This is a genomic window from Brachyspira catarrhinii, from assembly GCF_005518285.1.
Lineage (GTDB): Bacteria > Spirochaetota > Brachyspiria > Brachyspirales > Brachyspiraceae > Brachyspira > Brachyspira catarrhinii.
The window spans coordinates 1-11869 of the sequence record NZ_SJDU01000032.1 but is presented as its reverse complement, the minus strand read 5'-3'; the positions used below and the strand labels follow the sequence as shown (position 1 = coordinate 11869).

The 11869-nt window shown below is 28.2% G+C and carries 16 protein-coding genes; 5 read left to right on the top strand and 11 right to left on the bottom strand.

The window, feature by feature from the left end; all coding sequences use genetic code 11:
* Positions 1-416: 416 nt before the first annotated feature.
* The 4 genes from EZH24_RS02290 to EZH24_RS02275 form a co-directional block, all read right to left on the bottom strand.
* The gene (locus tag EZH24_RS02290) at positions 417-833 is read right to left on the bottom strand and encodes a GlcG/HbpS family heme-binding protein (protein ID WP_137997518.1); all 417 of its coding nucleotides are present in this window, start codon (positions 831-833) and stop codon (positions 417-419) included.
* Positions 834-908: 75 nt separating this feature from the next.
* Positions 909-1583, bottom strand: a complete 675-nt coding sequence (locus EZH24_RS02285) for a flagellar hook assembly protein FlgD (protein WP_137997517.1) — start codon at positions 1581-1583, stop codon at positions 909-911.
* 48 nt (positions 1584-1631) lie between these two features.
* Positions 1632-3152 (bottom strand): flagellar hook-length control protein FliK, encoded by a 1521-nt coding sequence (locus EZH24_RS02280; RefSeq protein WP_137997516.1) that lies wholly within the window; start codon positions 3150-3152, stop codon positions 1632-1634.
* Between the two features lie 79 nt (positions 3153-3231).
* Positions 3232-3840 (bottom strand): LemA family protein, encoded by a 609-nt coding sequence (locus tag EZH24_RS02275; protein ID WP_137997515.1) that lies wholly within the window; start codon positions 3838-3840, stop codon positions 3232-3234.
* A 208-nt stretch (positions 3841-4048) separates the two neighbouring features.
* Between EZH24_RS02275 and EZH24_RS02270 the strand changes: the two genes are divergently transcribed.
* From EZH24_RS02270 to EZH24_RS02260, 3 genes are all read left to right on the top strand, one after another.
* Positions 4049-4660 (top strand): response regulator, encoded by a 612-nt coding sequence (locus EZH24_RS02270; protein ID WP_236847037.1) that lies wholly within the window; start codon positions 4049-4051, stop codon positions 4658-4660.
* A gap of 66 nt (positions 4661-4726) precedes the next feature.
* Complete coding sequence (locus tag EZH24_RS14885; protein ID WP_201798550.1) at positions 4727-4936, top strand: hypothetical protein; 210 nt, start codon at positions 4727-4729, stop codon at positions 4934-4936.
* Complete coding sequence (locus tag EZH24_RS02260; protein ID WP_137997513.1) at positions 4933-5217, top strand: type II toxin-antitoxin system YafQ family toxin; 285 nt, start codon at positions 4933-4935, stop codon at positions 5215-5217. The genes EZH24_RS14885 and EZH24_RS02260 overlap by 4 nt, the downstream gene beginning before the upstream one ends.
* Positions 5218-5294: 77 nt before the next feature.
* Here the strand turns inward: EZH24_RS02260 and EZH24_RS02255 are convergent, their stop codons facing one another.
* The 5 genes from EZH24_RS02255 to EZH24_RS14990 form a co-directional block, all read right to left on the bottom strand.
* A complete protein-coding gene (locus tag EZH24_RS02255) occupies positions 5295-5771 on the bottom strand; it encodes a hypothetical protein (RefSeq protein WP_137997512.1) in 477 nt (158 codons plus the stop codon).
* Between the two features lie 29 nt (positions 5772-5800).
* Complete coding sequence (locus EZH24_RS02250; protein WP_137997511.1) at positions 5801-6859, bottom strand: hypothetical protein; 1059 nt, start codon at positions 6857-6859, stop codon at positions 5801-5803.
* A 75-nt stretch (positions 6860-6934) separates the two neighbouring features.
* Positions 6935-7663, bottom strand: coding sequence for a hypothetical protein (locus tag EZH24_RS02245; RefSeq protein ID WP_137997510.1), 729 nt, complete (start codon positions 7661-7663; stop codon positions 6935-6937).
* A 56-nt stretch (positions 7664-7719) separates the two neighbouring features.
* Positions 7720-8133, bottom strand: a complete 414-nt coding sequence (locus EZH24_RS02240) for a hypothetical protein (protein WP_137997509.1) — start codon at positions 8131-8133, stop codon at positions 7720-7722.
* Positions 8134-8196: 63 nt separating this feature from the next.
* Positions 8197-8676: an NINE protein gene (locus tag EZH24_RS14990; RefSeq protein WP_236847036.1), complete on the bottom strand. Its 480-nt coding sequence runs from the start codon at positions 8674-8676 to the stop codon at positions 8197-8199.
* Positions 8677-9235: 559 nt separating this feature from the next.
* On the opposite strand from EZH24_RS14990, the gene EZH24_RS02230 reads away from it, so the two are divergent.
* Entirely contained in the window at positions 9236-9745 is a 510-nt protein-coding gene (locus EZH24_RS02230; RefSeq protein ID WP_137997508.1) for a hypothetical protein, read from the top strand.
* Here EZH24_RS02230 and EZH24_RS02225 read toward each other — a convergent pair whose 3' ends face one another.
* Together EZH24_RS02225 and EZH24_RS02220 are read right to left on the bottom strand one after the other, a co-directional pair.
* Positions 9746-10258, bottom strand: a complete 513-nt coding sequence (locus EZH24_RS02225; protein WP_137997507.1) for an adenine phosphoribosyltransferase — start codon at positions 10256-10258, stop codon at positions 9746-9748. It lies immediately after the preceding gene.
* Between the two features lie 115 nt (positions 10259-10373).
* Positions 10374-11366: a LacI family DNA-binding transcriptional regulator gene (locus EZH24_RS02220; protein WP_137997506.1), complete on the bottom strand. Its 993-nt coding sequence runs from the start codon at positions 11364-11366 to the stop codon at positions 10374-10376.
* A gap of 131 nt (positions 11367-11497) precedes the next feature.
* Here EZH24_RS02220 and EZH24_RS02215 point away from each other — a divergent pair.
* A partial coding sequence (locus EZH24_RS02215; protein ID WP_170310823.1) for a PD-(D/E)XK nuclease family transposase occupies positions 11498-11869 on the top strand: 372 nt, incomplete at its 3' end.

Genomic DNA, 11869 nt, shown 5'->3' with positions numbered 1-11869 from the left:
TATACGATTAAATAACATTTTTGTCAATAGTTTAATTAATAAAAATAACGATAAGAACAAAAGAGAATTTGATTTTAAAATTTAACCTTCTTAATAGTGGATTGCTTCGGCATACCTATGTCAGCCTCGCAATGACAATATTATGATAAATATCCGATAAATGGAATTTAATTTTTACTATTTGTTATATAGTTTATATAAATAAAATTTTTAAAAAGAAATATTATTAACAAGGATTACGAATATTATATAAGAACTTTTTCGCATTGGTGCGGAGAGACTATTCTTTTTTGCAAACCTAAAAATTAAAAAAGAGCCGTTTAAAAATTTAATTTATAACGACTCTTTATTTTTATTTGATTTTATTTAAATATAAAAATTAATCATTATTAGGTTTTATAAAAAACCGAAATAATCTATTCTGTTTGTATTGCTTCGTTGAATATAGAAACTACATATTCTGCAATCTCGCAATCCTGCGCTTCGCTTCCTCCCCCAACTCCAATACCGCCCGCTATTTTACCGTTTACAAATAACGGATACCCACCAGCTACGAGAGTAATGCGAGGGTCGTTTGTTTGGATTGCCATAAGCGGAGCGCCTTCTGCGGCTGCCGCGGCGACATCTTTTGTCCTACTTTGCGTAACGGCTGCCGTATAAGCTTTGCCTGGAACAAGCGTAATGCTTAATACCAACGGCTCTCCATATCTGCGATAAGCTTTCAAAAGTCCATTTTCATCGCTGATAGCGAAACTAATATCTATGCCAATTTCTTTTGCTTTTTGCCTTGCAGAAGCACACAATTTGTCGCATAATTCATCCGTTAAAATCATTATAAATACCTCTCTTTAGGTTTAAAAATATAATTTGAAATTATAATGCAAAACTAAAATTTGTAAAGTATTAATTTAATTTTCTTCTGGCTTTTCCGTGTTATCGGCAGAACGCAAGATTGCAGAACTTCCGTCCGAATTCGCAGAACCGTCTTCTTCCGAAGAAGGTCTTGAAATAATTTGCGATTTTTGAGCCAAAGAAGATTTAAATATTTTTGTGGCTTCGTCTTCCGATTGAGCGTCCATTATTTTTTGAGTGGAGGCTGATTCTGAAGCTATTAACTCTCCGCTCGAATGAACTATCATAACATCTTCGGGGCGAACCGTTATCAAACCGTTTGAAGTTCTAACGGCTAAAGCGACTCCCGTATCGTTTTCCATAACCATTTCGACCGGTCCCAAAAATCTATTTCCCGCTTCGTCCATAACTTCCACGCTTTTTCCAAGCATAGAATAGCCCGTTTGACTCGAATAAAAATTCTTCATTGATTCTAAATTTTTATTAACTTGCGTCATTTGTTCCACAGAAGAAAATTGCGCAAGTTGAGCTATCATATCTCTATTGTCCATAGGAGACAAAGGGTCTTGATGGCTCATTTGAACGGTTAATAATTTTAGAAAATCGTCTTTTCCTAATGAATTTTTGCTCGGGTCTCTCTCGTAATTATTTTGCAAATTAAAAGCGCCCACTTCGTTTTTTAGTATTCTTATTTCTTTATCAGTCATTCTTAAAGCTTCGGCTGGCAACATTATTATCTCCTTAATTTTAGTAAATTTTAGTTAATAAATTATTTTAAATTATATCAATAAATTTAATTTTCTCTCTGGGACTATATAGTTTTTAACATCCTCAACAACTTCTTCGACAAAATCTCCGTCTTCGCCTCCAAATCTTCCAAAAGAATTATTATCCGCAAATTCCGAAAATTCTTCGTTCGGCATATCTTGTCGCAGCATTACATCGAAACCTTCTATATTAATTCCAATTTCGTTTAACGATGTTATTACCGTATCCAAATTTTTTGTAAATATATCTTTTATTTCCGCATTGTCGACAAATATTTTTCCGACAAAATTATCGCCTTCCATACTTATTTTTAATCTAACTTTTCCCAAATATTCGGGATTAAGAGACATTAAAACTTCGCTCTTTCCGTTATTAATCGCCACTTGAGCTTTTTCAACGAGTTTGCCCATTAAATCTTGAAATTTAATCATATTCTCGGTTAAACTGTTTCCACTTTGATTTTTTGAAACATTATTATAATGATTAAAACCTTTCAAATTAGCGCTTTCGGGCGAATCCTTCATATTTATAATGGTAAGTTCCGCTCCGTTATCGTCCGAGATTGTTTTATTCAAATTGTTACCAAAATTATTATTTAAATTTTCCGTTTTATTTTCGCGTTTATTCGATTGAATATTGTCTTCCAAATCAAAATTATAATCCGAATTAACCTCTTCGATATTTTCCGCGTTTTTGCTTAATTCGGTTTCTTTCAAATTTTCTTTCAATTCTTTAATATTTTTTTCTTCCAAATTTTTAATTTGAAATTCTTTTATGTCTTTTATACTTTCGCTTTTTTCTTTAGAATTTTCCAAAATAATATTTTTTATATTTTCTAAAGATTCAAATAAATTTAATAATTCTTCTTTTTCATTATCGTTTAATTCTTTCGATTCTAATTTTTTTATTTCTTTATTTAAATCATTTATTTCTTTTATAAGATTTTCTTTTTCTTCTTTGGCAATATTTAAAGAAGATAATTTTTCCGCATTTTTATCCGATTTTATATTTTTTATTGACGAATTATTTTTTCCAATAGTTTCTATAATATTTTTCGCTTTTTCTTTTATAGATTTTAAACTTTCAATTTTTTTCTTATCGGAATTTAAATCGCTTGAATCTTCTTTATTTTCATTAATAGCGTTATTTTCCGCATTTTCAGTTTTTTTGTTTTCCAAAGAATTTTCTAAATTTTCATTATCAATTTTATTTTCAATATTTTCTTCTTTATTATTTTTTATTTGGCTGTCGTTTTGATTTTTAAAATTATCGTTAAATTCTTCAACTTTATCATTTTCCATAGTTTCCAAATATTTTTGAAAATCATCGTTATTATTGTTTTCTATATTGTCATAATTTTTATAATCTTCTCTATCGACTATTTTATTTGCGGAAGTTTCCGAATAAATATCTTCTTTTTGAATTTTATTCAACATTTCGGCAAAAGAATTATCGTTAATAATTTCAAAATTATTATTGGAAGAAACATTATTATCCGCAAAAGCTAAAAAATTGCCAACTCCGTTTATCATAATTATAATTTCCTTAAATTAGATTTTATATATTACTATAATCATAATCGGAAGCATGGAATTTTACTTGATAAAAAATTTAATCAAAAATATGGGAAGTTTGAGATATTATATTCGTTCCCGTTTCAAAAGTCAAAAAAGGAAATTTCCCCATTATTCCCGCGACTATACTCGAAGGAGGCATTGAAGTTAGCCTATTATATTCGGTTATATGATTATTGTATATTTCTATCGCTATCCTTTCCTCTTCGATTATCGGTCTTATATTTGACAAAGCCTCTATATAACTTTCATTCGTTCTTAAGACAGGATAATTTCTCGCCGTGTAATTTATTTTGTCTATATTTTCTTGTATTCTCGCTTGAAGATATTGAAATTCCTGAAAAGTAATCGGTTTTTCTATCAAAGTTCTGTCGGCATTTATCAAATTTATTCTTCTTATATAATTGCTTAAAGAATTCAAAACATATATATCCAATCTTGGAATTACCGAAACGGCGTTATAATAATTAATCGAAGCTATATTTTTATTTGAATAAATTTCTATTATTTTATTTAAAGAAGCTCTTGAAAGTTCCTCTTCGTTTATAATCGATTTTCTTATCGAAATCGACACGACTGTCATAAATATGGTTATGGTTATTATATTAATAACTACAAATATAACGGCTACAACCGAACCTTTCATTAATCGAATCCTTTTTTTATTTATATTTATATTTTTATAAACCGAAACATTAAACTTATATAAAATAATTCGGAATTTTTGAAATTATAATTATTATAATCATAAAGATTAATATTTTTATTTGACAAAATTTTAATTATAGATTAATCTTTTTATAAATTTACATTTATACATTTGCTACATTTAAAATTAATTACAAGGATTGTTTGTGAAAAAGAATGAAATATTATACGATGACGAAGATTTACTATCGCCAGCGGACGCGGCAAAATTAGTGGGAGTCGCAAGAACAACCGTAAATTATTGGATTAGAAATTACGGACTAAAAACTCAAATTACTCCGGGAAAAAGATATAAAATAAAATATTCCGATTTCAAATTATTCATGGATTTTAGCAAAAATAAAAATAGAAAAGAAAAAAAAATAAAGAGAAGAACCTTAAAATATAAAATAGCCATATTAGAGCCTATTCTTGTGACGAGAAGAAATTATATAGAATGGCTTAAAGACGATTACGATTTAATATGCATAACGAATTTGGCAAAACCTTTAAGAGAATTAAAAAGAATCGAACCCGACATAATTTTAATGGATGTAAATTTAACGGACGATAAAGTTTCGTTTTCCATTTTGGACGATATAAAAAGAGAAATGAAATTAAGAAATGTTCCAATAATAATAATAACGAAAAATTATAGCGAAGACGATGTGGTAAGCGGTTTGGAAAAAGGTGCATGCGATTATGTGAAAAAACCCGTAGGACAAAACGAACTCAAAGCGAGAATAAAAAATTTATTAAGATTTTTTATAGATATATAAATAAATATACATTGAATTTGTTTAAACTTATGATAAAATATTAAAACCTTGAAAAAAGGAGAGATTATGATATTAGTAATTGAAAACGCCGATAAAAATTTGTGCATAGCGATAAAAAATGTAGTCAAACTCACGAACGCAAAAATGACAATTCAAAAAGAACCGAGCGATGAACTTTTGGAAGCCATGAAAGAAGTTGAAGAAATGGAAAAACATCCCGAAAGATATAAAAGTTATAAAAGCGTTGAAGAAATGTTTGAAGATTTGAATAAATGACTAAATATAAAATTAAATTCTCAAAAGCTTTCAAACGGGCTTATAAGAAAATTAAACATAATAGCGATTTGTCCGAATTATTGCAGGAAATAATCATAAAACTTGCCAACGATGAAAAATTGGACGCCAAATATAACGACCACAATTTAAGCGGAAATTATAAAGATTATAGAGAATGCCATATAAAACCCGACTTACTTTTGATTTATAAAAAGAAAGAAGATATTTTACTTTTAACCTGCGTTGATTTAGGTTCACATAGCGAGCTTTTTAAGAAATAGGAAATATTAAAAATAAAAAGACGAGGTTTTATCCCCGCCTTTTTTAATTTAACTAACGAAATATTTTCTAAATTTATCTACTCTTCGACTTTTTCAAAAATTGAAGGTTTATTTATATCTATAGAGTGTATAGTCGTAATAGAATTAATCATTTCTACGCTTATAACCCCCATCATATAAGAGATGAAAGCGTCCCTCAAATCTTTATTATACTGAAATGTATTAACTCCATATACTATAATAGAATTATCATTTGTCTGTTTTACTCCTATATAAGATTTTTGTTTATCTTGGCTACCTCTAATTTCCGTTTCCGTAATATAATAAACGATATCTTTATCATTTTCATTTTTATCTTTTACCTTTGAATAATAATTTGTATAATTATTTTTTAAATCTATATCCTCTATTTTATTATTACTTATAATATATTTATGAGATTCTTTCCCGAGAAGCCCGTCTATAACTCCATCGTAAACTCCGTTTTTAATCGATTTTGAACCGCAGCCTACAGCCAAAATTAAAATTGAACTTAATAATATTTTTCTTAACATTTTTATTCTCCTTAAAAATAATTTATTTTTTAATCCGCTAATAAATAATATTCAAATTCTTCTATTGGAATAAAGCCTATAAATTTAACATCAGTTGCTATTTTATATTTTTCTAAATTTTCTTTCATATCTTCAGTAGTATAATAATAAAGGTCTGACGACTTTGACATTATTAACTTTAAAATATTATTTGTCTTTTGTTCATAACTTGGTTTAGGTTTTGAGAATATTTTATTATTTAAATTAAAATAATTGGTAACCATATTATCATATCCTGATACATTCTTATTACCAGATGAATTTCCAGAAAATGAATATGAAGAAGAAATATTTTTATCATAAGTATAATGATAATGAACTGCAGCGATATTGACAAATTCAATATCCCCATTTAAATTGTAATTTAATAATTCTCTTTCGTAAAAAGAATAGCCATCATGTTCACGCTTTCTGTAATACTCATTTTGAAAACATAGCATACTAATAAATTCTTCACCATAACCATAAACATCTTTTCTATTTTTAAATAAATATATTCCTCTATCTTTCTTATTAATAATTTCGGGTTGAGTCAAACTATATTTATATGCCTTTTGTATGTAGCCATTCCGTTTAGTTATAGTTATTTTGATTTTTTCGTCATCACTATAATAACTATTAAGCTTAGGAGTATAGAAAGTTTCGCCAAATCTATTATTAGTAATTTCGTAGAAATAATTTGCACTCATATTTTCGTCAGTCCAATTTGTAGTTAAATTACCGTTAATATCATAATATTCATATTCTTTATTATTTATATATTTATAAACATAGAATAATTTTTTCTCTTTGGTTTTTAAATTATATAAAAATGAATATAAATTTCTATTATAATCTTTATTTGAATAAGTCTCTATAAAAACATACTCTGAAGGAATTATTTCCGTTTTCAATGTGCTATGATATAGTTTATTTGTATAATAATAATATTCAAATTTTATTTCTTCTTCAGCTCCAAAGAGGTTTAAAGCTACTATCATTAATATTGAAATAATAAATATTAGTTTTTTAGTCGGTTTTATTAAATTTTTATTTTTTAATGTTCTCATTTTATTTCTCCTTTTTTATCGCTAAAGGCAAACCGTAATCGTCCGCCTTTAGCCACAAATTATTTTAAATTTAAATTATAACCCGCATTCTTTTATTAATCTTTCCAAATATTCGTTTTCCAATTTTCTATATCTCAAATACAATGGATGATATATTCTAAAAGAATTTTTAGGCAACGCTTCATGTTCTACTCTTGAAAATTGTTTTTTATCATAATTTCCAACGGTTGTAAATTCTACGCCTTTTAATTGTTTTTCTATATGATAATCATACTTATGCCCCGTCAAAAATAAAACTATATCGGGATTGATTATTTTTATTTCTTCTTCCAATATGTTAAATTCGTTATCGATTATACTTTGAGCTTCTTTACCCAATGAAGTTTTAGGCGCTTCGTTAAAAGAAAATTCTCTTAAATTAGCCCAAGTAAAATATGTTTTTTTCGAGTCTTGAATATCTCCTAAATTATTTATGGATTTACAAAACTTATACGGAAAACTAAAAAACGGTCGCCTATCGTTATAATCTTTTGAATCCAAAAAATCTAAAGTCGCAAACATTGAAAGTCTTGCATTGTCTTCAATTCCCCAACCGTCATTTTCCTGTCCGACTATGAGAATTTTATATTTCATTTTCTCATAATTAGGAGGAACGCATGCAAGATGCAAAACCGTCCATAATTCTTCGTCATTTACGGCATTGCAAACTTTTTCAACTATTCCCCATTTTGATTCAAATAGTTTTAATAATTTTTGATTTACTTCGCTACTTTCAAAGTATTCTTCTTTTTGTATTTCTGTCATAATTAATTTTCTCCTTTTGTTTATATATTTTAATAATATCTTTAAATTTTTTATTATTATTTTTTCGTTAAATATTCTTCGCCTATAGTTTCCCAATTCATATTTTCTGGCGTATCCGCAGCTTCCGTCATAAATAATTTATTTTTATCCAATTTAAAGCCAAAATATGCCGTTATAAATAATATTTTCACGCTATAAACGGCTTGGTTTTTATTTATAGCTTTTACATAGGTATATTGAAGACTTTCAACGGCTAATTTTCCAAGTTCCGCCCAGACATTATTAGAAGTATCGCCATCAACTTTTAGAGAACCGTTGCCGTTTGCATCGAATATCAAACTTATTCCCTCATCTGCAAAAGTTTTTCCTTTAACGGATTTTATCCAAGAGGTTTCGGGATTTTTTGAATTAGTAAAATCGCAACCGACTAACAATAAACTTAAAAATATTAAAGGTATAATTTTATTCATTTTTTCTCCTATTTAATTTTATATGCATAGACTAAAAATAATCTATGCATATATAATCCTATTTTATATAACAAATTTTCCTTCGTTATCTTTGAAATTCCCCATTACTATTGAGACAAGGTCAATCAAAGCCCATATACCACAACCGCCAAGAGTTATTATGTATAAAATAGCCGTCCCTATTTTTCCTACATAAAACCTATGCGCCCCGAGATAACCCAAAAATAAGAATAGCAAAAAGCAAGTTCCCCAACTCTTCTCGGATTTTTCTTTTGTGCCGTCTCTCTTACTTCTAACAAATTTTCCTTCGTTGTCTTTGAAATTGCCCGTTACTATTGAGATTAGGTCAATTAAAGCCCATATACCGCAACCGCCTAATGTTATTATGTATAAAATAGCAGTTCCTATTTTACCGACATAAAACCTGTGCGCCCCGAGATAACCCAAAAATAGAAATAGCAAAAGACAATTTCCCAATTTCTTTTCCGAGTTTCCTACTACCGTAGTTTGATTTGATACTTGAAGATTGTTTTCTTCTGACATTTTTTTCTCCTTGAAATAAAAATTTTAATTTATTTTGACATACAAAAAGCAAATACTTTTTATATGTTAAAATTGCAAAATAACAATTCATAGTTTTTATAAAAATATATATAGAAATATTCAAACGAATAAATAATTTTTTCAAATAAGAGTTTTGAATAAATATAATAGCTTTTATAATTAGTAAGTAAACATAAAGTTGAATAAAATGCAAAGAAGAATGCTGACGGCTGACGGCTGACGGCTGACGTGCAAAACTTCATATTGTAATAATTTAGCCATATATACTTACCATTTACGATTAAATATCGTGTTAATTATACAATATTTAAAAAATTTGTCAATACCTTAAATTGCTTAAATCGGGCAGATGTTAAAAATACGCCCTCATTACAAGATTTGTAAAACAATAATACAATTAAGCAAATTACTGCCTTGCAATGATAAAATAATTGATAATACAATCCAATTTATTTCCGACATTTATAATAATGATTTTATTTTTTACAATAATTGATTTTTACGATTTTATTATTATAAAAAATTTGGAGTTGCGTTTATGTTTAGAAATATATTAATTCTATTTTTTATCGTATTTCTTTCAAGTTGTAAAACTATAACCGAAATTCAAGAAAAAGAAGAAACTACGCCAGCGATTGAAGAGAAAAAAGAGGAAGAAAAACCTAAAATTACAATAAAAGAATACGGAGCTGACGGAGAAGTTTTGTCGGTAAAAATAGACGATAAAACTTATTATGTATTGGGAAAAAATAATCCTCAAAATATAAACGAACAGAATATAAAAAATCTATCTTTAGTCGCTCCATTGAAAATCGCCGAAGAAACCGTAAGAGGAAATAAAGGAATAGTTATAACATATTACGATGTAAAAATATTTTTGGGAGAGAAAGGAGCTGGAGTTAAAGTCGGACTTTTCGAGCCTCAAAAAAACGCTTGGACAGTCGGAGACGATATTGACAGAAGTCAGTCGATTCAAATAAAATTAGCCGATAACGGAATCGGACTCATAACCGTTGGACGTTCGAGTATTTCTTTATCTTATCGCTGATTAGTATTTAATCAAAACATTTATAGGATATTGTTCAATCTCTTTTCTTCCGTTTAATTCTTCTAATTCTATTAAAAAAGAAGAGCCTATTACATTTCCGCCCAATTTTTCAACCATTTTAATCATAGCGAGAGCAGTTCCGCCTGTAGCGATTAAATCATCCACAACCAAAACATTATCTCCTTTTTTTATCGCGTCTTCATGCATAAATAAAGTGTCCGTTCCGTATTCCAAAGCGTATTCTTCCGAAATAGTTTTATAAGGCAGTTTTCCTTTTTTTCTAACGGGAATAAAGCCACAGTTCATTTTATAAGCCAAAGCCGAACCTATTAAAAATCCTCTGCTTTCCGCTCCGACAATCAAATCGACTTTTTTATCTTTAACTTGTTCCGCCATTTTATCTATCGCCAATTTGAAAGCGTCTTTGTCTTTTAATAATGTGGTTATATCTCTGAATAAAATTCCTTCTTTTGGATAATCTTTAATATTTCTTATATAATCTTTCAATTCCATAATCGACTACCTCGCTAAAAAATTCTTTATCGTAATTTTTACTTGAAATAAACGAAACATTTTATTTTATAATCGTTTTCGTAAAAAATCAACGGTTTTATATTACGATTTTCATTTAAATCTTTTTGCAAGTCTTTCTTATTACTATATTTGGTTTAAGAACTATATTTATATTTTCTTTCGTCCTTTCTGTTATTATATTTAGAAGAGCCAAAACAGCGTTCTTTCCCATTTCATAAACTTGAGAAGATACGGTTGTAAGTCCGATTATCGAAGAAAAAGGAATATCGTCATAACCTACCAAAGAAATATCTTCTGGTATCGACATTCCGCATTCTTCCGCCGCTTTTTTTATTCCAAAACACATAATATCGCATGCCGAAAATATCGCCGTGTATTCCAATTTTGATTTTATAATTTCTTTCATTTGTTTATAGCTTTCGTCAAAATTGAAATTCGCTATTTTATAATATTTTTTCATGTCAAAATCTATATCGTTTTCGTTTAACGCCGTGATAAAACCGCTAAATCTTTCTTTTTCCGTGCTTATATTTTTCGGTCCCGCCATATAAATAATTTTTTTATGTCCCAAATCCGTTAAATATTTTGTCGCGTTATAAGCCCCTTCTTCGTTGTCGCTTCCCACATAATTTACATTTTCTATATCGACTTTTCTGTCTAAAAAGATTATTGGAACATTGGATTTTTTTATTATGTCGTTAAAATATTCCGTATTTCCGATAGCTGGAATTATAATATAGCCCGATATTCCTATAGAATTTATTTCTTTAAAATATCTGTCCAATATGTCTCTGTTTTCTCTATATTGCGATAAAACTATATGATAACCGTATAAATTGGCGGTAATTTCTATGCCTTCTATGATACTTGCGAAAAAAGGATTCGTTATATCTGGAATAACTACCGATATAATTTTTTTATCAATTTTTATTTTTTTATGGTATCCGTCCGACTCTATTATTCGATTGATTTTATCTTTAGTATATTCGTTTACATTTTCGCTTCCGTTTAATACTCTTGAAACTGTCGCTATGGACACATTCGCTTTTTTCGCTATAAATTTGAGAGTCGTTTTTCTTGCGTTCATTTGAATTTATATATTTCGATTCGTTTTATAGTTTTTATTTGTAGAAATATTAATATAAATTCGTTTATTTGTCAATATTTTATGTTTTAATATAATTTTGACAAATTAATTTATTCTGTTATAATAAAATTATGAACGAACTTGAATATTTAAAAAATAGCGAAAATGAAATTATTACAGTCGACACTTTAAACAAGAAAAATGATTGTTTCGTCCGTTATTTATTTTCCGATAGAGGAAATGAAAATATCGTTTTGGATTTTATTAACGGAGTAATGATTGACTCGAATTTTAAAACTTTTTCTAATGTCGAAATTTTAAATCCTTTTAATCTTTCTAAATATTTAGACGGCAAAGAGTCAATAGTTGATGTCCCTAAAGGGCGCAGAGCGAAATGCATAACTGACGATAATGATACGGTAATAATAGAAATTCAACTTCAAGGAAATCAATATTTTATCGGAAGAAGTCTTTACTATTGGGCAAGTAGTTATAGCTCATTG

Excerpts from the sequence above, each read along its gene's own strand:
- EZH24_RS02280 (WP_137997516.1), bottom strand. The coding sequence starts at position 3,152 with ATGATAAACGGAGTTGGCAATTTTTTAGCTTTTGCGGATAATAATGTT.
- EZH24_RS02290 (WP_137997518.1), bottom strand. The coding sequence starts at position 833 with ATGATTTTAACGGATGAATTATGCGACAAATTGTGTGCTTCTGCAAGG.
- EZH24_RS02285 (WP_137997517.1), bottom strand. The coding sequence starts at position 1,583 with ATGTTGCCAGCCGAAGCTTTAAGAATGACTGATAAAGAAATAAGAATA.
- EZH24_RS02220 (WP_137997506.1), bottom strand. The coding sequence starts at position 11,366 with ATGAACGCAAGAAAAACGACTCTCAAATTTATAGCGAAAAAAGCGAAT.
- EZH24_RS02240 (WP_137997509.1), bottom strand. The coding sequence starts at position 8,133 with ATGAATAAAATTATACCTTTAATATTTTTAAGTTTATTGTTAGTCGGT.
- EZH24_RS02255 (WP_137997512.1), bottom strand. The coding sequence starts at position 5,771 with ATGTTAAGAAAAATATTATTAAGTTCAATTTTAATTTTGGCTGTAGGC.
- EZH24_RS02245 (WP_137997510.1), bottom strand. The coding sequence starts at position 7,663 with ATGACAGAAATACAAAAAGAAGAATACTTTGAAAGTAGCGAAGTAAAT.
- EZH24_RS02275 (WP_137997515.1), bottom strand. The coding sequence starts at position 3,840 with ATGAAAGGTTCGGTTGTAGCCGTTATATTTGTAGTTATTAATATAATA.
- EZH24_RS02230 (WP_137997508.1), top strand. The coding sequence starts at position 9,236 with ATGTTTAGAAATATATTAATTCTATTTTTTATCGTATTTCTTTCAAGT.
- EZH24_RS14885 (WP_201798550.1), top strand. The coding sequence starts at position 4,727 with ATGATATTAGTAATTGAAAACGCCGATAAAAATTTGTGCATAGCGATA.
- EZH24_RS14990 (WP_236847036.1), bottom strand. The coding sequence starts at position 8,676 with ATGTCAGAAGAAAACAATCTTCAAGTATCAAATCAAACTACGGTAGTA.
- EZH24_RS02225 (WP_137997507.1), bottom strand. The coding sequence starts at position 10,258 with ATGGAATTGAAAGATTATATAAGAAATATTAAAGATTATCCAAAAGAA.
- EZH24_RS02250 (WP_137997511.1), bottom strand. The coding sequence starts at position 6,859 with ATGAGAACATTAAAAAATAAAAATTTAATAAAACCGACTAAAAAACTA.
- EZH24_RS02260 (WP_137997513.1), top strand. The coding sequence starts at position 4,933 with ATGACTAAATATAAAATTAAATTCTCAAAAGCTTTCAAACGGGCTTAT.